Origin of the sequence: Palleniella muris, assembly GCF_004792655.1 — a bacterium.
In the GTDB taxonomy this organism is placed as follows: domain Bacteria; phylum Bacteroidota; class Bacteroidia; order Bacteroidales; family Bacteroidaceae; genus Prevotella; species Prevotella muris_A.
Window position 1 is genome coordinate 147,353 of the sequence record NZ_SRZC01000004.1, and the last position, 23,584, is coordinate 170,936.

The window sequence follows — 23,584 nt, forward strand, 5'->3', positions numbered from 1 at the left end:
ACTTGCCCCCATTAGTAGAACGAGCAAGTAGCAGAAGCCCACGCCGTATGCTGACGAGTGGATACAATCCACCCATACAATCATACACGTAGACACCTACTTTGCTCTTGTTCCTTGACTAATGGTTTCAAGTGTTCGAAGTTTGGAACCGTCAAAGACAAGGCTTAGTAAACGCCTTTTCATTAATATGTAACTCCCATGTTTTCCCGCCCTTATGGGCTTCTGCATGGGAGAATAGTGCAAAGTTTATGCTTTTTTGTGAAATCACAAAGATTTTTCAAGAAAATCAGACAGGCATAGTGCCATAAAAGCATAAAAACAAATTGATAGAATGATTTTATGCACCTGTGCAAGTCATCTGCTTGTTTGCCATAACTAAAAAAATCCCTGACTTCATCACTGGTTTACCTTTGAGAAAGTGACGAAGTCAGGGAAATATAATTTATGGCTTTGGTTAATAATATAAGACGCAAGCAGTTTGTTTGATGTCAGCAAATACAATCTTTACCGATGAACAAGAAGGAGCTCGTTGCCACTATCATCAAACTTCACTCTTATAGAATTCTTCCAATTGAAACACCATGTGATTCGCATTATAATATCTTTGTCGGGTGAAACATCCGATTCTGGTTTATTTGGTGTAGTGCCTAATTCTGAGATTGTAATGAAGCGTTCTCCGTCATGTTCGCTGAAACTCCACCTTCCCCACAGCTCATCACCTTGTTGCTCAATAAGACATCTGCCATTGCCCCAGAAACAAAAAGATACTTGTCCGGAATCGACCTTCCGCCCATTAATCTCTGTTGCATACCATTCCCCATAAAAGTCCGTGCTTTCAAGGGTGGGTACATATTCATCTTCTTTGTCGCAAGAGACGCTGAAGAGTGAGACAAGGATAAAGAAAAGAATGCGCTGCAAATAAGTTGTATTGATTTCAATAACCATAATTTAAACATTTGTAGTAAAATAGTTTGCTATTGCCTTAGAATGATAAAACTACATTATTATAGTAAGACTCCTGTATGCAATTGTTCCACTGGAAACATCAAATCCCAGTTTTTTCCCAAAACGATATTACTACCTTCAATCTTGAACTTCTTGAACAATGCTGGTGCTGCATATTTGTTATACTGTGGATGAGAGTTTTTCTTGAAGAATGATGAAAAATCCAATGTCCTCTCAACGCCATCATTGAAAGTCAATTTCACAGATAAACCTCCAAGGTAATCTGTCTTTGTTATGTATAAGAATAGAGCCATAACTATAATTTTTTCTTAATATTAGTGCATCTGACAACTTTCTTCAAGATAAAAAAGTTAATCCATTTGGAAATAATACTCTATGTATAGTAACTTCGTTCCATTAAACGTTATTGCTCTAAGAATCCAAAGAATTAAAAGAAGCAGTTTCATCATGACATAGATTATTGTCTAACAAGCCATTTCTTTTAATTCTTTGGATTCTTAAAGCAATGTTTTTCTTAAAGTATTGTCACTCATGGGTGATAATATCTATTAAGAACATTATGGATTAATCTTTTCTGATAATTTCCATTCCTTCGTTTACGGCCTGCATGTTCAGAGGGATAAGTCCATGGTGACGTTCGGGGAGAGTCTTGTAGAGAGCCTTCTCCAGTCCTTCGAGAGTGACAAGAGGGGCGACTTTCAGCAGACCGCCCAGCACAATCATATTGAAGACTTTGGTGTTCTTCAACTCTATGGCTTTGTCCATGGCGTTGATGCTGAATGTATGTATGTCGGTGCGTGTCGGCAGATTGAACACACCGGCACTGTCGTAGATAAGTATTCCGCCCGGTTTCACACGCGCTTGGAACTTGTCCAATGACGGTTGGTTAAGGACGATGGCGATGTCGTAGTTGCTCAATATAGGTGAGGCAATCTGCTTGTCAGAGATTACGACAGTGACATTTGCCGTGCCACCGCGCTGTTCCGGTCCGTATGCAGGCATCCATGTCACCTCTTTCCCCTCCATAAGTCCGGAGTAGGCGAGTATCTTTCCCATTGACAGTACGCCTTGTCCACCAAAGCCTGCTATGATGATTTCCGTTTTCATGTTGCTTTTATTCTTAGAAACTTTATGAGTTTGTGCGAGTTTACCGCGTTAGCGGTTAAATATAGTAGCCGTGGGTCGCAACCCACGGTTTGTGCATCTGTTTCTCTTTTCACGACCGATTTATTGGTCGAATAGTTGATTTTTTTGTTTATTCGACCAATAAATCGGTCGTAAAAAGAACTGTTACTCTTGTTCCGTGGGTACGACCCACGGCTACTTTCTTGCCACCGCTAACGCGGTTTCTTCCATATATGTGTATTTTATCCGTTGCAAAGATAAAGGTACAATCTTAACCGTTAACGCGGTTTATCCATTATTTGCTGCAAAGATAAAGGTACAGTCTTTAACAGTTAACATGGTTTCCTATATGGAGTTTTTTTACAATACAAAACAGAAGCCACGGTATTTAACCGGTTATGTCCTGTCCTTCAGGTCTCCTTTAGGATAGTATGGGAACATATTCTCCACCATCCATTCGTTTGCCTTTACGGGCGACATCTTCCATCCGCTGTTACAGGTGGAGACAATCTCCACGAGTGAGGAGCCTTTACCTGCCATTGAGGCTTCGAAAGCCTTGCGTATTGCCGCCTTTGCCTTGCGTATTGCCGGTGCAGACTCTACGGACTGTCGGCTGACATAGCATGTGCCCTCCAATGTTGCGGCAATCTCTGTGATGCGCAGAGGGTAGCCGTGCATCTCCGGGTCACGGCCATACGGGCATGTCGATGTCTTCTGTCCGATGAGTGTGGTAGGAGCCATCTGTCCTCCGGTCATGCCGTAAATGGCGTTGTTTATGAATATTATCGTGATGTTCTCGCCACGGTTGAGAGCATGGATAGTCTCCGCCGTGCCGATACATGCAAGGTCACCGTCACCTTGGTAAGTGAAGACAAGGCGGTCGTTCCACAGGCGTTTTATGCCGGTGGCAACAGCCGGCGCGCGTCCGTGGGCAGCCTCCTGCCAGTCGATGTCAAGGTATTTATATGCAAACACGGCACATCCCACAGGGCAGACGCCTATGGCCTTTTCCTCCATGTGCATCTCCTCAATCACCTCTGCGACCAGCTTATGCACCACGCCGTGCGAGCATCCCGGGCAATAGTGCATGGGAGTGTCGTTCATCAGTGACGGTCTCTGATATACAATGTTTTCAGAAGTCATTTCTTTCATGTGCTTGTTTTGTTCTTCTATGGCAGTCATCGGTTCAGTCCTCCAATAAAGTTCTTTAATGCTTCGGCTATCTCGTCAGGTTCAGGCACCACTCCTCCCATGCGTCCGAAATGCTTTATCGGCAGGGCGTCATGTATGGCAAGGCGCACATCCTCTATCATCTGACCGCCATTTATCTCTGCGCACAGCACACCTTTCACCATGTTTTCCCCATTTGGAGTCTTTTTTGTACAGAGGGCTTCAAGCTCTTTGTACGGATAAGGCCACAGGGTTATCGGACGGAAAAGTCCTGCTTTGATGCCCTCTTTCCTCAGTTCGTCGATGGCGGTGACGGCAAGTCGGGCAGAGATGCCGAATGCTGCGATGATGTATTCCGCATCGTCGGTCATGTAGGTCTCGCATCTTGTCTCGTTCTCCTGAATGGTTCTGTACTTCTCCTGCATTCTCAGGTTGCGTTCCTCCATGACCTCCGGTGTCTGTTCCAGTGAGGTGATGATGTTCGGTTGCCTTTCCTTTGTCCTTCCGGTTGTAGCCCAAGGGCAGCGCTCGCGTATCTCTTCTTCAGTCCAACGTGGCTGATAGGGTGGGAGAACACACTTCTCCATCATCTGTCCTATGACACCGTCGCAGAGAATCATGCCCACACAGCGGTACTTGAATGCCAAGTCAAAGATGAGCGGAACGAAGTCCGCCATCTCCTGAACTGTGGACGGTGCAAGGACAATACAACGATAATCACCGTTTCCGCCGCCACGAGTCATCTGTGTGTAGTCCGCCTGTGACGGCTGTATGGTGCCAAGACCGGGACCTCCGCGTGATACATCAATCACCACGCCCGGTATCTCGCAGCCAGCCATGTAGGAAATACCCTCCTGCATGAGTGCTATGCCCGGTGATGATGAGGATGTGAATGCGCGCTTTCCTGCTCCCGCCGCGCCGTAGACCATATTGATTGATGCCGTCTCGGACTCAGCCTGTACCACTGCCATGCCTGTTGTTTCCCAAGGCTTCAGCATTGCCAAGGTCTCGATAATCTCACTTTGCGGAGTGATAGGATAGCCGAAGAAACCGTCGACTCCGCAGCGTATTGCTGCATGGGCGATAGCCTCATTGCCTTTTAGGAGCATCACTTCTCCTTCTGTATGTTTCATGTCATTTGCCATAATCTTCAATCCTCAAGTTTCTTTTTATAGACTGTTATACAACCGTCAGGGCAGACGATACCGCATGAGGCGCAGCCGATGCAACTGTCGTTGATGGCTTCTGCATACGGATAGCCGCAGGCGTTGACTTTCTTGCTCATGGCGATAACTCCTTTCGGACATGCGGCAGCGCACAGTGCGCAACCCTTGCATCTGTCCTTGTTTACCTCTATGGCACCGATAATCTTACTCATTGTTCTGTTGGTTTTAAGGTTCTGGTGTGGCGATTACGGGTTATACATATCTTTGTTATAAAACTCGATAATCTCCATCAGCATTTTTCTTGCGTGAACGGCAGGCGACTCACTGTCAAGGTCTATGGCTTCCTGATAGCAGTTGAGTGCCCCTTGCCAGTCCTGGTGCTTTCTGCGGAGGTTCCCCTCCTCATACCATTCTTCTGCATTCATGATATTGTATAATGTGTTTTTTGCAGTATGTACATTGCTGTCGCTACGGAATGCCTTATCAGCATGCACTCTTTCTTGGTTTGATTGTCACAGTGCAAAGATAAAGATTAAAACAGAAAGGACATTTGAATGTTCTTTCTATTTTAGATATTTTAAGCGTAATAAACATGAAAATGCGCACACTGCTTGGTGAATGTGCAATGGAAGGGATTGCATGGCTGTTTTCTGACTTTATTGCCGGATTGTTTGTCATGGAGAATGGTGTTTGTATTCAGGTGGGCATGATATATGGAATTACTGATGTGTCTCTCTTGTATGAGCTTGCCAATGTTAGCGTGGGGTGAGAAAACTCGGGGCTCAAAGTGCCATGTAAATTGCGTAGAAAATAAAAACAAGAAGAAACTTTCAAAAAAACGATATTTTTGTCGTTTTGTGTAATTAATTATAATACAGTGAATTATGGTGTATGAAGTTGGTTTGCCTAAATTTCGTTTTGGCGAAAGGTTGCCTTTCATAAGGTCAAAGGTAATCTTTTGCATTGTGGAAGGTAATCTTTGACAGTGCAAATGATAACATTTTCCTATGTTTTTGTCATGAAAAAATGTCTGAAAATGCCATGAACGGCAATTAGAAATGCAGGTAATGCTATTTTTTATGTGCAGTATCTTATGTTTGGACATAAAATATCAGAAAACTCATGATATGCTTTTGTAAATGTTTTTCATACTAAAGCCGGATGCAAAGGGGAATGCATGCTGATTAATTCGGATTCTGAAGATTTCTTTTCCGGCAAAATATTTACCATGAGTCTGACGAATTGCTGCTGTACATTAGTATTCCTAATCAATCTGAATTCGTTGGACTCACGCTAATATTCATGTGGTTTTTACAGATTTTTTTTGCTCTATAATATTCTGAATAGGTACGATTCGGATTTGATTTTAGAAAGTTTGGATCCTAAAAAAAACGTATAATCCGTTTTGGACTATACGTTTTTGTAGCGATTTTTTTTATGCGTTTTATCGTGCAGCGATACACTCAACCTCAACGAGTACGCCCTTAGGCAGAGCCTTTACGGCAACGGCGGAGCGTGCCGGGAACGGTTCTGTGAAGAATGTGGCATAGACTTCGTTCATTGCTGCGAAATCGTTCATGTCCGCCATGAACACTGTTGTCTTGACAACATTAGCGAGTGTCAGCCCGGCAGCCTCCATAATAGCCTTTGCGTTGGTGAGAGCCTGCTGTGTCTGCTCTTTGATGCCGCCTTCAACGACATTGCCTGTGGCAGGGTCGAGTGGAATCTGTCCTGATGCGAAAACCATGCCGTTGACTTCAATTGCCTGGCTGTATGGTCCGATGGCTGCAGGAGCCTTGTCTGTGTGTAGCGCTTTCATGTTTTTAATGTTTTTATGGGTTATTGGTTTTGGGTTATTGGTTGTAGGTTTAGATATTGGGTAACCTACCACCTTGCTTTCAAACAATCTTGAAACCGTGTTCACGGATGGCTTGGGTGATTTCCGCCCTGTGGGCATCGTCGCGTGTCTCACAGACAATTCGGAGGATGCAGGCGTTGATTTTCTCACTGTCGGCGGTGCGCTCGTGGTGGACTCTTGTGATGTTTCCGCCACACTTTGCAATCACTGCTGCCACCTCAACGAGTTTGCCCGGCTGGTCGTCAAGCTCGATGTTGATGTCGCAGTAGCGTCCGCTCTTTGTGAGACCGCGCTTGATGACCCTGTTGAGTATTGTCACATCGATGTTTCCTCCGCTGACAATGCAGACAGTCTTCTTGCCTGCAACGGGAACTTTGCCGTAGAGTACAGCGGCAACAGCTGCTGCTCCGGCACCTTCCGCAACGACTTTCTCTTTCTCGAGGAGGTGGAGTATGGCTCCGCAGATTTCATCCTCAGTGACGGAAACGACTTCATCAACGTAGTTTTGGCAAATCTCATAAGTCAGTGTGCCCGGTTCTTTAACAGCTATGCCGTCGGCTATGGTGGAGACAGAGTTGAGGGCTTCCCTGCGGTTGACGCTGAGACTGTGCACCATGCTTGCCGCTCCGGCTGCCTGTATGCCATAGACCTTGATGGCAGGATTGAGGGATTTCACGGCGAATGCTATGCCGCTGACAAGTCCGCCACCGCCTACGGGGACTACTATGGCTTCGACATCAGGCAACTGTTCAAGGACTTCAAGTCCGATAGTGCCCTGTCCGGCAATGACATTCGGGTCATCGAAAGGGTGGATGAACGTGTATCCTTTCTCCTCTTTGAGTTTCAGGGCATACTGGTAGGCATCATCGTAGACTCCCGGCACAAGGCATACGTCAGCTCCATAGCTCTTTGTCGCCTCTACTTTGCTCATTGGCGCGCCTTCGGGAAGGCAGATGATTGAGCTGATGCCGTGGGCTGTCGCGCCGAGGGCGACACCCTGTGCATGGTTGCCGGCGGAACATGCTATGACGCCTTTTGCCTTCTCTTCCTCGCTGAGTTGCGAGATTTTGTAGTATGCGCCACGGAGTTTGAACGAACCGGTCTCTTGCAGGTTTTCAGGTTTCAGGTAAACTTCGCAATCGGTACGTATCTTCGGTGCCTTGACCAGTTCTGTCTTGCGTATGATTTTGCTGAGCACGTAGCGTGCTTTGTAGAAATTGTCTAAGTTCAGCATAGGATGTTGTGTTCTTGTTAGAAATGTTAATGTCTTTGCATGTGTGGCTTTTCTTTGTTCAAACCATTGGCAAAATTACAGAAATTTTCTGTATTGCAGATGTATTTTGCAAATTTTAAGTACTTGCTAGCCCAGAAAGTAAGTGTTTATATAACATCTTCCGCTCAGGGACAAAATGGTTGCCAGGAGCGGAAGATGTTAAGTTGGTTTTCACCGGTGACTGCGTGAAAACCAATGTTCCTATGTTGTTTCCACATTGACTTCTGCTTCAAGAACATTGATGACATAGTCGCCGATTTTCTCGCATTCGCTGATGAAGTCATTGTAGAATGTGCTGAGATGATAGCTGTATGTGCCGGAGTTGACAGCCTCGAAGTTTGCTGTGCGGCATTCGTTGCGGAGTGTGTTGATTTTCTCCTCAATATGCCTGCTCCGCGACATGTCAATCCTTACGTGCTCAGGACCTGTGATGATGTTGTACATCTCTTCGAGAGCCATGTTTGTCAGGTCAAGCATCTGTGTGACGTTCGCCATCTGTGACTCGGTGAAATTCTCATTGTTGTATTTGTATTTTCGGCGTATGGCACGTCCGAGATGGTACATTGAGTCACCGATACTTTCAAGTTCGTCAACCTCACGCAGCATTTGGGCTATATGGTTCTTTGAATATGCAGACAGCCTTCCTTCGCTGACCTTACGGAGATATTCGGCTATCTCAATCTCCATATTGTCGGTAATCTGCTCGTAATGTTGGATGCGTTTGAACTCTTTCTGGAAAGTTTCTTCATTCTCGGCTGTAAATGCGTTGCGCACCATTCCAAGCATCATGTGGCAGCGTTCTGCCATAACACCGATTTCCTTGCGTGCCTGATAGATGGACAGCTCGGATGTCGAGAGCAGACCGCCGGAGATGTAGCGGAGACCGTGTTCCTTTGTTTCTTCCTTCTTGTCAGGGAGCACATAGCATACGAATTTCTCAATCTGCTTGACAAATCCGATGAGAAGCAGAGTGTTGAAGATGTTGAATGCTGTATGGAATGCGGACAGCTGTATGAGCTCGTCTGTTCCGTAGTGCATGATGTTTGCGACCACCCAGCGTATCATGTCGCAGAACGGATAGAAGCAGAGAAGCACGACAACAACACCGAACACATTGAAGAACATGTGGGCAAGCGCAGCACGGCGGGCTTGCACTCCGGCTGTGAGTGATGCCATCACTGCGGTGATTGTAGTACCTATGTTCTGTCCCATGGCGAGGGCTGCCGCCAGTTCAAGGCTGAATCCCGGGATGTGCATGTCGAAGAGCATCAATGTGATAGCCATTGTCGCTGCCGACGCCTGTACAAGCATTGTTACAAGAGCTCCGACGATTACAAAGAGGAGCACGGTGAAGAATCCGCCATTAGCAAGTCCTGCAAGCATGGACGCAACGATGCCGCCGATGTTGAGGTCTGTGGCGGATTGCTGCAGGAAGCACAGTCCCATGAAGAGGAAAGCGAAGCCGAAGATGAATTCGCCGATACTCTTTCTCTTCTCATTGCTGCTGAAAAACAGTGGTATGCCAATGGCTATGAGTGGGAGGGCAAGGGCGGCGATGTTTACTTTGAAGCCTACCAATGATATGATCCATGCTGTCACTGTCGTACCGACATTGGCACCCATAATGACTCCTATGGACTGCCGGAGGGTCATCAGACCGGCATTTACGAAACTGACGACCATGACTGTCGTAGCACTTGATGACTGAATCAGTGCTGTGACAAGAATTCCGGTGAGGACGCCCATGACTCTGTTCTTTGTCATCGCGGCAAGAATAGCACGCAGACGGTCGCCGGCAAATTTCTCGAGTCCTTCACTCATTGTCTTCATTCCAAAGAGGAAGAGCCCGAGTGAGCCAATCAATGAGAGTATGTTTAGTAATGTTTCCATTTATAAAAAAATAATTGGTGTGTTATTTTGTCAAGGCATTGGTTTACATTGTGTTAATGACTAAATATGCAATGTGCTCTGTTCCCTATAATATATTGGTTTTGTGTATGTTAGGCTTGTGTTAGTTTTATGGTGTCAGTTCGGAGCATCATGTATGTGTGCTTTGGTAGAGCTTTGCTTTATTATGTAGGTGACAAATAATAAAAGGTGTGCCAAGTAGTTATACCTGGTACACCTTTTTATTGTTATATTGTTTTGGCAATGTCTTATTCACCTTTGATAGCTGCAACTCCCGGGAGAACCTTACCCTCGATAGCTTCGAGGAGTGCGCCACCACCTGTGGAGATATAAGAAACCTTGTCTGCAAGACCGAATTTGTTGACACAAGCAACAGAGTCACCGCCACCGATGAGTGAGAATGCACCTTCTGCTGTAGCCTCTGCGATAGCGTTGCCGATAGCGCGTGAACCGTCACAGAAGTTGTCGAACTCGAACACTCCGGCAGGACCGTTCCAAAGGATTGTCTTGCAGCCCTTGATAGCGTCAGCAAAAATCTTCTGTGCCTCAGGACCTGCATCAAGACCTTCAAGGTTGGCAGGGATTGCGTCTACAGGGCATACTGTGCGGTTAGCGTCGTTAGAGAAATCGTCGGCTGTCACACAGTCAGGAGCGAGTACAAGCTCAACACCGTTCTTCTTTGCGAGTTCCTCGACACCGAGAGCCACATCGAGCTTGTCCATCTCAACGATAGACTTGCCAATCTCGCCACCGTGTGCCTTTGAGAATGTGTATGTCATGCCACCACAAAGGATGATTTTGTCAACCTTGCCGAGGAGGTTCTCGATGATGCCAATCTTAGAGGAAACCTTTGAACCGCCCATGATAGCGATGAATGGACGCTTGATGTTGCCAAGCACATTGTCAACAGCCTGCACCTCTTTCTCCATGAGGAGACCGAGCATCTTGTTGTCAGCGTCAAAGTAATCAGCGATGACTGCTGTGGAAGCGTGCTTGCGGTGAGCTGTACCGAAGGCGTCCATAACGTAACAGTCAGCATAAGAAGCGAGCTTCTTGGCAAACTCCTTCTGCTTCTCCTTCATCTCTTCCTTTGCTGCCTTGTAAGCAGGATCTTCCTTGTCGATGCCGACAGGCTTGCCCTCTTCCTCTGGATAATAGCGGAGGTTCTCGAGAAGGAGGACTTCTCCCTGCTTGAGGGCAGCTGCCTCAGCCTCTGCATTAGCACAGTCCTTTGCAAACTTTACAGGTGTGCCGAGAGCTGCTGATACAGCGTCTACAATCTGACCGAGTGACAACTCCGGCTTAACCTTGCCCTTCGGCTTGCCCATATGTGACATGATGATGAGTGAACCGCCTTTCTCAAGAATCAGCTTGAGAGTAGGGAGGGCACCCTTTATACGTGTGTCGTCTGTGATTTTGCCGTCTTGGAGAGGCACATTGAAATCAACACGGACAATGGCTTTCTTGCCATTGAAATCATACTGGTTAATTGTCATGATGATAAATGATTAATTATGTTTGTACTTTTATCGTCTTTTTGTTAGGGTTTATATTGCAAAATTACAATTTTATTTTGTATGTAGAGCCTTTTCTGCATTGTTTTTTCGCATAACGCTTTGCGAAATTGATATATATTATTGCGCAATGGGCTTGTGTTTTTCTTGCATGTGTGGCAGGTGGTTGTCGTTATTTGTCTGTGTCCACTCCGAGTCCGAAAAGTGCAAAGTCTCCTTTCATGGGGTCGTCAGGGAATATTTCACACAGTCTCCTGCTAAGTTTCCTTGCGTTGGACATCGATGTGGACTTGGATGCCAGTAGTCCGAGACGCATGGCTTCCTGCACGACATGTGTGTCCATTGGGATTATAAGTGTCCTTTTGTCGATGATGTCACTCCATAGTCCGAGGTCTACCGGAGAGTTGTCGCGTACCATCCAACGGAGGAACATGCAGATTCGTTTGCAGCTTGATGTCGTGTCTTTTGGTATGACACCGGTTGAATTGTGTTCCCTGAACCATGTTGTTATAGCGTCAAGAGCTGTGAGGGTGTCAATATTTGTTTGTTTTCTGTATGCGTATGCAACAATGTAATTCTTCATTGTTCCATGTTCTTTTATCATCTCTGCAAGTGCTTTTAGGAAATTGTTGAACGTTTGGCATGTGTAGAGACGGTAAAAGCATGTTGGGGTGGGAGGCACTGCTGTTTCGTAGGCATTGCTTGTCAGCCATTTGCCGACATCACCTCCGGCATCGTTCACGATGGAGTCAAGCAATGCTTGTATTTTCGGCAAGAACTGTTTCCGTGAGCCGTAGCTCAATGCTGAGGCTATAAAGGCAAGGAGTTCCTTGTTGGCGTCTCCTTCAATCCGGTGCATAAACCGGCTTGGATCGCCAACAAGGAACTCCTTTTGTTCATATCGAAAAGCCAACGACTTAAGATGATTGTTCAATTCTGTGTTCAATGGCGTTTCGTTCATATATGTGTCATTCGTTTGTTTTGTATCGGTTCACTATTACAGGATAGACTTTACAGTCTCAAGCATACCCTTGGACTGGATGTCGTTCAGGAAGCCTGTAACCATGTCTGTGAGACCCGGGATAGTGTTGATGTCTCCGTGCTCGCCCCAGATCCAGTCTGCTGCGAGAACGCCCTCGGCAACCTTGCGTGTGTCGCCTGTTGCCCAAAGCTCTGTGAGGAGATCCATGATCTTCTGGTCGTCGTTTGGCTGGATAGGAGCACCGTCAGCGCGTGTACCACCCTTGTAGTAAGTGATGATAGCTGCCAGACCGAGTACAAGTCCCTTAGGAAGCTCGCCCTTGCGCTCAAGATAAACCTTGACTCCCGGAAGGTCGCGTGCCTGGAACTTAGGGAAAGAGTTGAGCATGATGGATGTAACCTGGTGGTCGACGTATGGGTTGTCGAAACGCTCAAGCACATCGGCAGCGAACTGCTGAAGCTCTTCCATAGGAAGGTTGAGGGTCTGCATCAGCTCGTCATACTGAACCTTCTTGATGTACGGACCGACAACTTCGTGGTGAAGTGCGTCGCGCACGATGTTGATGCCTGAAAGGTAAGCCACAGGAGAGAGAACAGTGTGAGGACCATTAAGGAGAGTAACCTTACGCTCGTGGTAAGGAGCTTCAGACTCAGCGATGAGCACGTGGAGACCTGCCTGGTCAGCAGGGAACTCGGCACGAAGCTCCTCGCATGTCATGTTCTCCGGACGCTCGATAACCCAAAGGTGGAAAATCTCAGCCTGTACGACGAGGTTGTCCTTGTAGCCAATCTTGTTCTGGATTTCTACGATGTCCTTGCGTGGGAAGCCAGGAACGATGCGGTCAACGAGTGTTGCACACACATAGTTGTACTTCTCAAACCACTCCTTGAAGCCTTCGTAGTCAGTGCCGAAGTCTTCCTTCCACAGCTCGATGTACTTGCGGATGCAGTCCTTAAGGTGGTGTCCGTTGAGGAAGATGAGCTCACAAGGCATGATGATGAGTCCCTTTGTCGGGTCGCCCTGGAATACCTGGTAACGGCGGTAGAGGAGCTGGACGAGCTTGCCCGGGTAAGATGATGCAGGTGCGTCGGAGAGCTTGCATGCAGGGTCGAATGCGATGCCCGCCTCAGTTGTGTTGGAGATGACGAAGCGGATTTCAGGCTGCTCGGCGAGTGCCATGTATGCCCAGTTCTGAGCGTATGGGTCGATGCCGCGAGAGATTACGTCGATACGGTCAAGCTGGTTGACAGGTTCACCGTTCTGACGGCCCTGAAGGTTGACATGATAGAGACAGTCCTGACCGTTGAGCCACTGTACCATGCCGCGGTCGATAGGCTGAACGACAACGACTGAGCCGTTGAAGTTTGTCTTTGCGTTCATGTTCCATACAATCCAGTCAACGAATGCGCGAAGGAAATTGCCTTCACCAAACTGGATAATCTTCTCAGGAGCAACACTCTTAGGTGCTGTCTGCTTGTTAAGTGATTTAAGCTGTGACATAAATTTATGTAAAATAGTTAATTGATGAATGCTTTACGTAATATCATTATTCTCTGCAAAGTTAATAAAAAAGTTTAATAATATAAAAATTGATATATGTAAAGTTGCTTGATTTATAACAATTTAACACAAGTGCTGTGCTTTGTGACCACTCTTTGAAGAATCAATGATATTGCGCCTATATATATATTAATGTGTGCCCTAATAATTTACTGTAAAAACGAAAGGTAACACTTGGCAAGGCAAAAGGTAACACTTGACTTGGTCAAAGGTAACACTTTGTATTGCGAAGTGTTACCTTTTGTGGCATTGCCTTTTATGCGCTGAAAAAGATATGTTTAGGTTAAAGATAGTTAAAGGGTATCGGTTTTCCCTTTCTTATTTGTTTATATGTTAAAGAAAAGCATAACTTTGGCTGTTGCAAAATGGAAAGAGCTGATTTGGAAATAATATCCGGCGCGTTGCGTTCTGACATACTGACCCTGCTGGGTCGGTACGGACTGTCCGATGCCGATAGGGAAGACTTGGCTCATGATGCTGTGGTGAAACTCTGGCTTATGCGCCACGCCATCAATGATGCGCAGCATGCCAAGGCTTTGGCTTTCCGGATCGCAAAGCATCTGGCTATCAACGAGATTAAGCGACGGCGCACACTTGGTATGGACATTGTGGCAAATGTCAGGCAAGAAGGCTGCGAGACTGACAGTCAGCTCATTTGCGACGAGAACGAACGATGGCTGCAACGTCAAATGGAGCACCTCCCGCCACGAGAACGCCAGATACTCGTGTTACGGCAAGTGGAGCAGTTGACGACAGAAGAGATAGCCTCGCTGTTGGGTGTGAAGAAAGAGACAGTAATAACAGAGCTCGCAAGGGCAAGAAAAAAGTTGATGACATGGAGGAAAGGATAAGGAATTTGATAGAGATGTATATGGAAGGTCGGACTTCTTTGGAGGACGAGAAAGTGCTCCATGACTATTTCTGTGGCAATGAAGTGGCAGAGGATTTGCTCCCATACAAAGAGATGTTTGTGGTGATTGACGAGGACATCATGGCACTGCAGGACATCGCGAGAGAGCCGCACAGCCAAAAGCGTGCTGCAAAGCATGCGACATTGTTTTGGACTGTTTCGGTGGCAGCGTCGCTATTGCTGCTCTTCACTTTTGCATGGCAGAAAGGTTGCGAGTGTCCGATAGATGAAAAATCCGCCGCTGCAAAGGCTTTTGCCGAGGTGGTGAGTGCAGATTCTGTCTCTGTGCGTCAGCAGATGCCGAGGGATGAAGAAACTGTTGGTAATGAACGCCACTTGGCAAAGAGCATCATGCCTGATGCACATGTGGAAAAAGCAACGCCCCCACAGGCTGAGACGGTGGAACAGCAGCCTGAGAATGCTGACGCTGCAGAGAGGACAGAGCTTGAGGGCGTGAGCTATTGCGACTCAGGCGACGAGGAATCCGAGGCGATTCGCCGGTATGAGCTGATGCTTGTGGAGTATAGGCTGAAGGCGATGGACGAAGCGGCAGCAATCAGTATGGTTTGCAATGACGGCGTGGATAGCGGAGGATGTGAATTTTCAGAAATATAAAAAAGTAAGGATATGAAAAGAAAAGGCTTGTTACTTGTAGTGCTTGGCATAGTGTCATTGCTTGCCACTGCAAAACGGAAGGTGGTTGTTTATCCCGACTTCGGGCTTGCGCCAACAGCCGCGCACACCATTGACAGTATTGTGCTGAGTGACAAAGAGACAGTGCTCTATTGCACTTTAAGGATGTACGGCAAGGGTTCTCGAAACTGGCGTTCACAATCCCTGCCACTGTACATCCGGGCTCAGGGGAAGGTTTATGAGCTTGTGAAATATGACGGGTTTGTGCCGGACAAGCATTATCGCCATGATGACGCTCCCGACGGCTTGCACTACTCTTTGACTTTCCCACCTATTCCGAAGAACACAAAGACCATAGACTTCTTTGGCGAGAGCGGTGACAACAAGTCATGGCCGATTTTCGACCTGCGCCTTGACGGAAAGAGGAATCCGCATGTTGACCTTGTTCATGAGGCTGTGCGCAAGGAAGCCGAGACTGTCGTTGATGACAAGCAACCGTTGGAAACGCCCGTGTGGACGGCCGATTCGGCGACGGTCAACATCAGGCATTACGGCTACCGCAAAGAATTGGGCAGCAATGTGACGGTAAGTTTGGTGGACATTCTTTCGGGGAAGTTGTGTAGTGTGAAAAAAACATTGAGTGATGACGGCTGTGCCACATTTCAAGTGCCGGTGCGGACAAGCAAGGCTGTTGTTTCCGTCTATTCTTTCTACTATCGCGGGTCGATGATAGTGTCGGCAGGAGAAGAGTCAACCTTCCATATTGACATGAACAAGCGTGGGCATATCCGCAGCAATGTTGCTGTCCACCGGTGGGAGGACGGTCGCTATACATGGTGTACGGGTGCCAATGCCGAACTGAACAATCTTCTGTTGCCACAAAAGTCTGCCAAGGTTTTGGCGGAAACTCCGCTGACAACAAAGCAGCAAGAATATTTTACATTGATGGATGAGGCTGACGAGGCTGCGGCATTTTTTACGGAGACGGCAAGGACTGCGCGTCAGATACCGTTCCGCCGTATGGCTGAGCTTCCGATAAGTGACTCGCGGCTGTTGTATTTCAACAGACCACTGCGAAGGATAGCTCAATACGGAACAGTGATTGCCACAAATGGAAATCCCATGTCTGATGCTTTGGAACAGATAAAGTCCGGAACTTTCCTTGACAAATTACGCAATGCCACATGGCATGATAGTGGACCTGTTGTTGACTTGATGATGCTGTATGTTTATCAGGAACTTATCAATCAAGGGCACGTGCTGACGGAAGCCGATTTGTCCCCATTGAAGGAGCGTGCCAATCGTGTCCTTTATGATTATCTGTTGGATTATAAGCGACAGTTGGAAAAAATGAGAGAATCATACCGCACCAATGCTGCCAATCGCCACTACAATGTGCCAAACGTAAAGACGCAGAGTAGGGTGGATGCCGTACTGCGTCAGCATGAAGGGAAAAACGTCGTGCTTTGCTTCATTCCTGCCAACATCACTTCTATAAAGATGTTCAGCAAGATGAATGATTTCATTGCCAAGATGAAAGCCGGTGGCACAGAGTTTTGCCTTTTCCCAATCGGTGATATGGACAAGAAACGTTGGCTGTCACATACAAGCTGCATCGGCGCAAACTGCTATTGGCTGTCATTCAGCTCTGCTTTGTCTTTCTTGGCAGAACTGACAGGCAGTGATGATTGTCCGCCCCTTGAATTCCTGTTTGTCAGCAAGGATGGCAAGCATGCCGAGACATGGTCGGAAACTTTGGGCAAGCATCATGTTGTGAATAGAGACTTTGAAGATATGTTGAAAACCTATGTACAGAACTGCATAGATAAATAACAAATACCATTAACACCATGAAAATTAAGATATTGGCGGCAATGATTGCATTGTCGCTGGCTACAGCCGTGTCCTTTTCCCAAACACAAACGAGTCAAAGCAAGGGAGGCAAGACGCAGGCAAGCGAAGCGAAATCCTCCCAACAAAAGGAGAAAAAGGAGCGCACAGTGTATGTCAGCGGAAATCTCTACGACTCTTTTCTTCACACTCCTTTGAAGGCACGGGTGTATTTGATGAACGAGGATTCGGTTGTGACCGATTCCATGAAAACCGTTATAAACTCTTATGTCAAGACAAGTCGTTTCCATTTTCAGGTTCCACAACGTGCTGCACGGTTTATTGTGAAGGCTGTTTGCGAGGGCTACGAGGATGGGTATATAAGCTATGACTTGAAGCCTATGCGCAGGAAAGAGGGTTACTTGTTGCCCGACATCCCAATGAAACGCCGTCGGCAGGATGACATCTATAAGGATGTGGAACTGGGCGATGTGGTGGTGCATGGCACACGCATACAGATGGCATACCGTGGCGACACGATTGTGTATGATGCCGCAGCGTTCAATCTGCCTGAGGGTTCTATGCTCGACGGACTGGTGAGACTGATGCCCGGAGCTGAGTTGAAAGACAATGGCGACATATATGTCAATGGGCGTAAGGTTGATTATCTGACGCTCAATGGCAAGGATTTCTTCAAGGGAAAGAACAACATAATGCTCGAAAACCTGCCTTATTTCACTGTAAAGGAGGTGAAGGTTTACGATAAAAGCACGGAGACGAGTGAGCTTATGGGGCGTGATGTGGAGCAGAAGGACTATGTGATGGATGTGGAGCTGAAGCGGGAATATGCCATGGGATATATTGTGAACACTGAAGCGGGAGCCGGCAGCAATGACCGTTGGATGGCACGCTTGTTCGGATTGTACTATGGTGACAAGTTGCGTGTGAGCACTTTCTTCAATGCCAACAATGTGAACGAGAACAGGAAGCTGGGGCAGGAGGGTGAATGGAGTCCTAAGAAACTGTCGCGCGGACAGCTTACAACGAAACAGGCGGGCGTCAATGCTGAATACAGCGATGCAAAACTTAGTCTCAAAGAGACATTCGATGCCTCTGTGGACTGGAGCGGCACACGCACAGAGCAACGCAGTGTCTCGCAAACTTTCTCCACCGGTGGTGACATCATGCGCCGCAGCGAGTATTTGAGCAAGGACGATGATTTCTCACTGAGTATGAGAAATATGCTCAGAAATCAGAAGTTAGGGATACATTCAGGTGTGAATCTTTACTACTCCAACACTAAAACCATGGGCATGTCAGCCGACTCTACATTCAATGACTGGCTGATGAATAGTAATATAAACCGGACGATGAGGCGGTACAAGAATTTCCGTGCCAACGCCTATATCTCGTGGTATAAGCCATTGAACACAGGTGATGCCGTCATGTTTTCTGCGACGGCGTCATACGGTAGCAGCAAGCCATACGAGTCGTTCCGCATAGACCGTACCGTTTATGAGACAACTGGCGACATCGACCTGCGTCGCCGTTATACCGACAGCCATAGCATGAACTATTCTTATACGCTCTCGGCAGGATACCGATATGTCTTACCAAAGGTGTTTGACATCGAACTGCGTACCGGCTACTGTCAGGAATTCCGTAGTGCAGCCAATGGCAACTACCGTTTTGACCGCTTTGACAATGAACTGCCGGAGCAACTTGGTTGGTTGCCGTCAACACGTGACTCCATGATGATGGCACTTGATGCCGATAACTCTTATTTCCATTCCACACTTAATCGGTACATGAAAAATGAACTGGCTATCATTCGTTCAACGAAGAAAGGGTTTTTGTATTTCATCCTTCCATTGTCAACAGGGCGTGAACGCATGATATACAGTGGTACCGGACTTGACACCATAGCACGCCGCACATCACTGAAGTTAAATCCTTCGTTTCAGTATAGTACATCAGGCAAAAACCAGTTCCGCTTTGTTTATTATGGTAATTTGTCGCAGCCGAGTTTCTACAGCCTGATGCCGAGGGAAGATACTAATAATCCTTTGTACCGCAGGATTTCCAACCCTGACCTGAAGTCTGAGTTCCGCCACAAGCTTGAGGTAAGGAAAACAGTGAAATGTGACTCCATAGGCATGAGCTACTGGATTAACCTTGATGCCCAATTGGTGCAGAATGCCCGAGGCACACGTACCGCTTATAGCTCCGCAACGGGAGCTTATACTTATCGTGACGACAATGTGAATGGCAACTGGAACGCCAAATTGCGCTATGGCATGGACGGAACGTTCGACAAGAAGCGCCGGCTACGATACACTCTCAATACGACCGTGGCGTACGAACATTGCGTTGACTTTGACATTGCTTACGACTCAGAGGCATCGGCGCTCAGCAAGGTGAATACCGTAAATCTTGGTCTCGGAGGTGGTTTGAAGTACAAGATAGACAAGCTCACCGTAGGGATCAATGGAAAGATTGATTCCCGTTTCAGCCGCAGTGACCGCGAGAACTTCAATGCACTCAATGTGTATGATTTCCGATATGGTACGAATCTGCAATATCTCATTCCATGGGTGAAACTCGACATTGCCACAGACATCAATATGTTCAGTCGCCGTGGCTACGATTCAGGCGAGATGAACACCAGCGACCTTGTGTGGAACGCCCAATTGGCTCACACATTTATGAAAGGCAGAGTCACGGCGAAGGTCATGGCGTATGACATCCTTCACCAGCTGTCAAACAAACGTTATTCTGTTAATGCTCAGGGACGTACGGAAACATGGTATAACACAGTGCCGCGCTACGTTATGTTCAGCATGACATACAAACTGCATGTGAAGCCATGTAAGAGATAATCACCCCGGGGAATCAGATGTTCCCCAGGGTGATTATCTCTTACGTGGCTTGTTTCTTATATCCGCATTTAGGGCATACACCATTTTCATCGAGTGCTATGCCGCAGAGCGGGCAACGGTCAATACAGTTATTTGCAGTATAGTCCTCTGATCCTGCATTGTCACCGCTGGTGAATGTCAGTTTTACGATGTTCAGCTTGTCTTTCAGCAGCTCATGGACAATCTTTATCATCCCCTCTACGGTCATCGTTTCCTTTGTCACCACCAGTCGGCAGTCAGGATACGCCTTTGCAAGTTCGGTGTCGAAGGCTTCTCCCTTCATCGTGTTTTGTGGGTGACCGTCCTTAATTCCTTGTTTCTCATAGACGTCAAGGATTGCTGGAAGCAGTGGGTCGTCTTGGCGAAGAATCAGTGCATGGTCGAAGTTCTTTATGACATCCCACGCTGTTTTCTTGATTTCATTGCATGGGAAAACCATATTTACACCTTTGTTGACAGAATCTTCCACCTCAATCGTGAGAGTGCCTGTATGACCGTGAAGATACTGCGCTTCTCCTTTGAATCCATAGAAACGGTGAGCGTACTGGATGTCGAATGTAGTAATGCTTCTCATAATCCTGAAAATTTTAATAGTGAATAATTACGTTACTTGTCATTTGACGGTTGCAAAGATATGCAGTATTTTTGGAATATGCAAATGATCTTTACGGTAATTAACTATATATCATGAGGTTGCAGAAATAATTCAGATGTTTTTTTTATTGTTTGTTTTTGTTTGCTTCTGATTGCGGAGGGTCGTCTCTATTGCTGATATAATAGATGTTGCTTATATAAATAATAGATGTGTAACAAAAAATCCCACTTGTCGTGAAACAAGTGGGATTGAATATCTTTTTGATTGGTTTCCTTGCTATGCTTTTTCCGCAATTAGCGGTTGGGTGCATAGTCATGAAACTTTCTCAAAGACCGGATTATTTGCCCTCCATCTGTGCCTTGAGCTGTGCGAGAGCGTCAAGGTCGCCGAGAGTTGTTGCTGCTGCAACGTTGTTGATAGCAATTGTCTCCTCCTTTTTTGCACGTGGAGCACGTGGAGCGCGCTTCTTAGGCTCATCAGCACCCTCCTCGAATGTACGAGAGTGGCTGAGGATGATGCGCTTAGACTCTTTAACGAACTCGATAACCTTGAACTCGAGCTCCTCGCCCTTCTGTGCCTGAGTGCCATCCTGCTTCTGGAGGTGCTTAGGAGTAGCGAAGCCTTCACCGCCCTCGTTGAGAGTGATGACAGCTCCCTTGTCCATCATTTCGGTAATCTTACCTGTATGAACGCTTCCAGGAGTGTAAAGTGTCTCGTATGTATCCCAAGGATTGTCCTCAAGCTGCTTGTGACCGAGAGAGAGACGACGGTTCTCCTTGTCAATCTCAAGAACTACAACCTCGATAGGCTCACCAACCTTTGTGAACTCAGATGGGTGCTTAACCTTCTTTGTCCAAGAGAGGTCAGAGATGTGGATGAGTCCGTCAACACCTTCCTCGAGCTCAACGAAGATGCCGAAGTTAGTGAAATTGCGAACCTTGGCTGTGTGCTTAGAGCCTTCCGGATACTTGGTTGTGATAGCCTCCCATGGATCTTCCTTAAGCTGCTTTGTGCCGAGAGACATCTTGCGCTCGTTGCGGTCGAGAGTGAGGACAACAGCCTCTACCTCGTCGCCCACCTTCATGAAGTCCTGAGCAGAACGGAGGTGCTGGCTCCAAGACATCTCAGAAACGTGGATAAGTCCCTCTACGCCAGGAGCAATCTCAACGAATGCGCCGTAGTCAGCGAGAACGACAACCTTACCCTTAACGTGGTCACCCACCTTGAGGTTCTCGTCAAGAGCGTCCCATGGATGTGGAGTGAGCTGCTTGAGACCGAGAGCGATGCGCTTCTTCTCGTTGTCGAAATCGATGATAACGACATTAATCTTCTGGTCAAGCTCAACAACCTCGTGTGGGTTGCTTACGCGACCCCAAGAGAGGTCTGTGATATGGATGAGTCCGTCAACACCGCCGAGGTCAACGAATACACCGTAAGAAGTGATGTTCTTAACAGTTCCTTCGAGTACCTGACCCTTCTCGAGCTTGGAGATGATCTCCTGCTTCTGCTGCTCAAGCTCTGCCTCGATGAGTGCCTTGTGTGAAACAACAACGTTCTTGAATTCCTGGTTGATTTTGATAACCTTGAACTCCATTGTCTTTCCTACGAATACATCGTAGTCGCGGATAGGATGAACGTCAATCTGTGAGCCAGGGAGGAATGCCTCGATGCCGAATACATCGACAATCATACCACCCTTAGTGCGGCACTTAACGTAGCCGTTGACAACCTCTTCTGACTCAAGAGCAGCATTTACGCGATCCCAAGACTTTGTGAGGCGTGCCTTCTTGTGAGAAAGGATAAGCTGACCTTTCTTGTCTTCCTGATTCTCAACGTAAACTTCTACTACGTCGCCAATCTTCAGGTCTGGATTGTAGCGGAACTCGGAAGCCGGAATGATACCGTCGCTCTTGTAGCCGATGTTTACGATAACCTCTTTCTTGTCTGCAGAGATTACTGTTCCTTCTACAACCTGATGCTCAGAAACCTTGTTAAGGGTCTCGTCATAAGCTTTTGCAAGGTCTTCCTTGCTTGCTTCTACACTGCTGCCATTCTCGAACTCTTCCCAATTGAAGTCGTCAAGTGGCTGCACATTTTTAAAGTTAGACATGTGAATTGAAAATATAAATTAAATGAGTTAATAATCGGGACTTGTGCTCCTGCCTCATCGGCTTTGCGGCTTTCTGAACGGGCATAGTATCCCCTTACAGCGTACAAAGGTACAATGAAAAACCGATATACGCAAATATTCTTGCAATAAATTACTGTTTGTCTTGAATAATTCTTATTTTTTTTGACTTATTATCTACTATTTTTTATTAGTAATCAAATTAGAGCAATGTTTTATGTCCCATCCCCCCGTATGCCAGAAAGTGGCATATGGGGGGGATGGAAAGACCTATCTCTAATCTGACAGTGCATTATGCTAAGTGCATGACAACGATTAGATACTTGGCACAGGCTATTCTGAAATAGTGTACTTTCCTTTTGAGTCATTTGTAACCTTTACCGTAAACTGGGCATAAGGTTCGGACAGATAGGCTTCATGAAGATTTTTGTGAATCATAATGGTATAGTCGTCTTTCTCAAGCGCTCCAACTTCAAAATGGATGTCGTGGTCGCAGTAGCAATTTGCTGCGTTGCTGTTCTCTATCTCATGCACTCTGATAGTGTTCCCTTCTTTGGAGGTTTCCACCCAAATCTTGTCGGAACCACAATTGAACATACTGTTTACATGGTCAAAATAGATATGCATGCCACCGTCATCACCTTTCTTGACCTTATAGTTTACATACTCGCCACGCACATCATGATACATTGTGCCTTTAGCCTTAGCACCCTCCTTGCATCCAGTGTCAGTGAAGCCACTCAATGTGAAGACTGCGCTCTCACTGTTGAACGTATCCTTATTGCAACTAAAGAGCAGAATAGGGAACAATAGTAATAAAGTCTTTTTCATAAGTTTCAGTCTTTATGGATTAATATGTAATTTTTGGGCAAAATCTCCTTCTCCATTACTAAGGGTTACAATATACGTGCCCTTACCCCAGCTTGCTGAATCTATAGAATAAGGCAATGAAGTTGTTTAAACTAATTGGATTTAAGACATTTTTTAACAAACATGACTATGAATGCCAGATAGTTCCACCCTTTCCAGCTATCCACAGTTGTGTCAA

General features: G+C 46.6%; 21 protein-coding genes. 5 read left to right on the forward strand and 16 right to left on the reverse strand.

The features are described 5' to 3' along the window. Nucleotides 1-504: 504 nt before the first annotated feature. From E5358_RS03835 to E5358_RS03865, 7 genes are all read right to left on the reverse strand, one after another. Nucleotides 505-945 carry a hypothetical protein gene (locus E5358_RS03835; RefSeq protein WP_135938961.1) on the reverse strand — a complete coding sequence of 147 codons (441 nt, stop codon included), beginning with the start codon at nucleotides 943-945 and terminating at the stop codon, nucleotides 505-507. 59 nt (nucleotides 946-1,004) lie between these two features. Next, nucleotides 1,005-1,259: a DUF2442 domain-containing protein gene (locus E5358_RS03840; protein WP_135938962.1), complete on the reverse strand. Its 255-nt coding sequence runs from the start codon at nucleotides 1,257-1,259 to the stop codon at nucleotides 1,005-1,007. A gap of 271 nt (nucleotides 1,260-1,530) precedes the next feature. After that, a complete protein-coding gene (locus E5358_RS03845; protein WP_135938963.1) occupies nucleotides 1,531-2,073 on the reverse strand; it encodes a 2-oxoacid:acceptor oxidoreductase family protein in 543 nt (180 codons plus the stop codon). A gap of 414 nt (nucleotides 2,074-2,487) precedes the next feature. After that, nucleotides 2,488-3,243: a thiamine pyrophosphate-dependent enzyme gene (locus tag E5358_RS03850; RefSeq protein WP_135938964.1), complete on the reverse strand. Its 756-nt coding sequence runs from the start codon at nucleotides 3,241-3,243 to the stop codon at nucleotides 2,488-2,490. A gap of 26 nt (nucleotides 3,244-3,269) precedes the next feature. Further along, on the reverse strand, nucleotides 3,270-4,394 hold the full coding sequence (locus E5358_RS03855) for a 3-methyl-2-oxobutanoate dehydrogenase subunit VorB (RefSeq protein ID WP_135938965.1): 1,125 nt from the start codon (nucleotides 4,392-4,394) through the stop codon (nucleotides 3,270-3,272). Nucleotides 4,395-4,411: 17 nt separating this feature from the next. Further along, the gene (locus E5358_RS03860) at nucleotides 4,412-4,639 is read right to left on the reverse strand and encodes a 4Fe-4S binding protein (RefSeq protein ID WP_135938966.1); all 228 of its coding nucleotides are present in this window, start codon (nucleotides 4,637-4,639) and stop codon (nucleotides 4,412-4,414) included. A gap of 33 nt (nucleotides 4,640-4,672) precedes the next feature. Then, nucleotides 4,673-4,852 (reverse strand): tetratricopeptide repeat protein, encoded by a 180-nt coding sequence (locus E5358_RS03865; RefSeq protein WP_135938967.1) that lies wholly within the window; start codon nucleotides 4,850-4,852, stop codon nucleotides 4,673-4,675. Between the two features lie 167 nt (nucleotides 4,853-5,019). Between E5358_RS03865 and E5358_RS03870 the strand changes: the two genes are divergently transcribed. After that, on the forward strand, nucleotides 5,020-5,196 hold the full coding sequence (locus E5358_RS03870; RefSeq protein ID WP_168354574.1) for a hypothetical protein: 177 nt from the start codon (nucleotides 5,020-5,022) through the stop codon (nucleotides 5,194-5,196). A gap of 675 nt (nucleotides 5,197-5,871) precedes the next feature. Here the strand turns inward: E5358_RS03870 and E5358_RS03875 are convergent. From E5358_RS03875 to E5358_RS03900, 6 genes are all read right to left on the reverse strand, one after another. Then, the gene (locus E5358_RS03875) at nucleotides 5,872-6,246 is read right to left on the reverse strand and encodes a RidA family protein (protein WP_135938969.1); all 375 of its coding nucleotides are present in this window, start codon (nucleotides 6,244-6,246) and stop codon (nucleotides 5,872-5,874) included. 79 nt (nucleotides 6,247-6,325) lie between these two features. Further along, on the reverse strand, nucleotides 6,326-7,519 hold the full coding sequence (gene ilvA / locus E5358_RS03880) for a threonine ammonia-lyase (RefSeq protein WP_135938970.1): 1,194 nt from the start codon (nucleotides 7,517-7,519) through the stop codon (nucleotides 6,326-6,328). Nucleotides 7,520-7,759: 240 nt separating this feature from the next. After that, nucleotides 7,760-9,448, reverse strand: a complete 1,689-nt coding sequence (locus tag E5358_RS03885; RefSeq protein ID WP_135938971.1) for a Na/Pi cotransporter family protein — start codon at nucleotides 9,446-9,448, stop codon at nucleotides 7,760-7,762. Nucleotides 9,449-9,714: 266 nt separating this feature from the next. Further along, complete coding sequence (locus tag E5358_RS03890; RefSeq protein ID WP_135938972.1) at nucleotides 9,715-10,962, reverse strand: phosphoglycerate kinase; 1,248 nt, start codon at nucleotides 10,960-10,962, stop codon at nucleotides 9,715-9,717. A gap of 190 nt (nucleotides 10,963-11,152) precedes the next feature. Continuing rightward, the gene (locus tag E5358_RS03895) at nucleotides 11,153-11,941 is read right to left on the reverse strand and encodes a TIGR02757 family protein (RefSeq protein WP_135938973.1); all 789 of its coding nucleotides are present in this window, start codon (nucleotides 11,939-11,941) and stop codon (nucleotides 11,153-11,155) included. Nucleotides 11,942-11,977: 36 nt separating this feature from the next. Further along, nucleotides 11,978-13,462, reverse strand: a complete 1,485-nt coding sequence (locus E5358_RS03900; RefSeq protein WP_135938974.1) for a tagaturonate reductase — start codon at nucleotides 13,460-13,462, stop codon at nucleotides 11,978-11,980. Nucleotides 13,463-13,887: 425 nt separating this feature from the next. On the opposite strand from E5358_RS03900, the gene E5358_RS03905 reads away from it, so the two are divergent. From E5358_RS03905 to E5358_RS03920, 4 genes are read left to right on the forward strand one after another with little or no spacing between them, the layout of a single operon-like run. Continuing rightward, nucleotides 13,888-14,373 carry an RNA polymerase sigma factor gene (locus E5358_RS03905; RefSeq protein WP_135938975.1) on the forward strand — a complete coding sequence of 162 codons (486 nt, stop codon included), beginning with the start codon at nucleotides 13,888-13,890 and terminating at the stop codon, nucleotides 14,371-14,373. Beyond that, complete coding sequence (locus tag E5358_RS03910) at nucleotides 14,358-15,047, forward strand: hypothetical protein (RefSeq protein WP_135938976.1); 690 nt, start codon at nucleotides 14,358-14,360, stop codon at nucleotides 15,045-15,047. Before E5358_RS03905 ends, E5358_RS03910 begins: the two co-directional genes overlap by 16 nt. Before the next feature lie 12 nt (nucleotides 15,048-15,059). Then, complete coding sequence (locus E5358_RS03915; protein ID WP_135938977.1) at nucleotides 15,060-16,898, forward strand: hypothetical protein; 1,839 nt, start codon at nucleotides 15,060-15,062, stop codon at nucleotides 16,896-16,898. Nucleotides 16,899-16,915: 17 nt separating this feature from the next. Then, nucleotides 16,916-19,774 (forward strand): porin family protein, encoded by a 2,859-nt coding sequence (locus E5358_RS03920; RefSeq protein WP_135938978.1) that lies wholly within the window; start codon nucleotides 16,916-16,918, stop codon nucleotides 19,772-19,774. A 40-nt stretch (nucleotides 19,775-19,814) separates the two neighbouring features. Here the strand turns inward: E5358_RS03920 and E5358_RS03925 are convergent, their stop codons facing one another. From E5358_RS03925 to E5358_RS03935, 3 genes are all read right to left on the reverse strand, one after another. Next, a complete protein-coding gene (locus E5358_RS03925; protein ID WP_135938979.1) occupies nucleotides 19,815-20,387 on the reverse strand; it encodes a 6-pyruvoyl trahydropterin synthase family protein in 573 nt (190 codons plus the stop codon). A 358-nt stretch (nucleotides 20,388-20,745) separates the two neighbouring features. Then, nucleotides 20,746-22,518, reverse strand: coding sequence for a 30S ribosomal protein S1 (gene rpsA, locus E5358_RS03930; protein ID WP_135938980.1), 1,773 nt, complete (start codon nucleotides 22,516-22,518; stop codon nucleotides 20,746-20,748). Nucleotides 22,519-22,869: 351 nt separating this feature from the next. After that, nucleotides 22,870-23,367, reverse strand: a complete 498-nt coding sequence (locus E5358_RS03935) for a hypothetical protein (RefSeq protein WP_135938981.1) — start codon at nucleotides 23,365-23,367, stop codon at nucleotides 22,870-22,872. Nucleotides 23,368-23,584: the final 217 nt, after the last annotated feature.

Excerpts from the sequence above, each read along its gene's own strand:
- E5358_RS03865 (WP_135938967.1), bottom strand. The coding sequence starts at position 4,852 with ATGAATGCAGAAGAATGGTATGAGGAGGGGAACCTCCGCAGAAAGCAC.
- E5358_RS03850 (WP_135938964.1), bottom strand. The coding sequence starts at position 3,243 with ATGAAAGAAATGACTTCTGAAAACATTGTATATCAGAGACCGTCACTG.
- E5358_RS03885 (WP_135938971.1), bottom strand. The coding sequence starts at position 9,448 with ATGGAAACATTACTAAACATACTCTCATTGATTGGCTCACTCGGGCTC.
- E5358_RS03875 (WP_135938969.1), bottom strand. The coding sequence starts at position 6,246 with ATGAAAGCGCTACACACAGACAAGGCTCCTGCAGCCATCGGACCATAC.
- E5358_RS03900 (WP_135938974.1), bottom strand. The coding sequence starts at position 13,462 with ATGTCACAGCTTAAATCACTTAACAAGCAGACAGCACCTAAGAGTGTT.
- E5358_RS03860 (WP_135938966.1), bottom strand. The coding sequence starts at position 4,639 with ATGAGTAAGATTATCGGTGCCATAGAGGTAAACAAGGACAGATGCAAG.
- E5358_RS03905 (WP_135938975.1), top strand. The coding sequence starts at position 13,888 with ATGGAAAGAGCTGATTTGGAAATAATATCCGGCGCGTTGCGTTCTGAC.
- rpsA (WP_135938980.1), bottom strand. The coding sequence starts at position 22,518 with ATGTCTAACTTTAAAAATGTGCAGCCACTTGACGACTTCAATTGGGAA.
- E5358_RS03920 (WP_135938978.1), top strand. The coding sequence starts at position 16,916 with ATGAAAATTAAGATATTGGCGGCAATGATTGCATTGTCGCTGGCTACA.
- E5358_RS03835 (WP_135938961.1), bottom strand. The coding sequence starts at position 945 with ATGGTTATTGAAATCAATACAACTTATTTGCAGCGCATTCTTTTCTTT.
- E5358_RS03870 (WP_168354574.1), top strand. The coding sequence starts at position 5,020 with ATGAAAATGCGCACACTGCTTGGTGAATGTGCAATGGAAGGGATTGCA.
- E5358_RS03890 (WP_135938972.1), bottom strand. The coding sequence starts at position 10,962 with ATGACAATTAACCAGTATGATTTCAATGGCAAGAAAGCCATTGTCCGT.
- E5358_RS03840 (WP_135938962.1), bottom strand. The coding sequence starts at position 1,259 with ATGGCTCTATTCTTATACATAACAAAGACAGATTACCTTGGAGGTTTA.
- ilvA (WP_135938970.1), bottom strand. The coding sequence starts at position 7,519 with ATGCTGAACTTAGACAATTTCTACAAAGCACGCTACGTGCTCAGCAAA.
- E5358_RS03845 (WP_135938963.1), bottom strand. The coding sequence starts at position 2,073 with ATGAAAACGGAAATCATCATAGCAGGCTTTGGTGGACAAGGCGTACTG.
- E5358_RS03915 (WP_135938977.1), top strand. The coding sequence starts at position 15,060 with ATGAAAAGAAAAGGCTTGTTACTTGTAGTGCTTGGCATAGTGTCATTG.
- E5358_RS03855 (WP_135938965.1), bottom strand. The coding sequence starts at position 4,394 with ATGAAACATACAGAAGGAGAAGTGATGCTCCTAAAAGGCAATGAGGCT.
- E5358_RS03925 (WP_135938979.1), bottom strand. The coding sequence starts at position 20,387 with ATGAGAAGCATTACTACATTCGACATCCAGTACGCTCACCGTTTCTAT.
- E5358_RS03935 (WP_135938981.1), bottom strand. The coding sequence starts at position 23,367 with ATGAAAAAGACTTTATTACTATTGTTCCCTATTCTGCTCTTTAGTTGC.
- E5358_RS03895 (WP_135938973.1), bottom strand. The coding sequence starts at position 11,941 with ATGAACGAAACGCCATTGAACACAGAATTGAACAATCATCTTAAGTCG.
- E5358_RS03910 (WP_135938976.1), top strand. The coding sequence starts at position 14,358 with ATGGAGGAAAGGATAAGGAATTTGATAGAGATGTATATGGAAGGTCGG.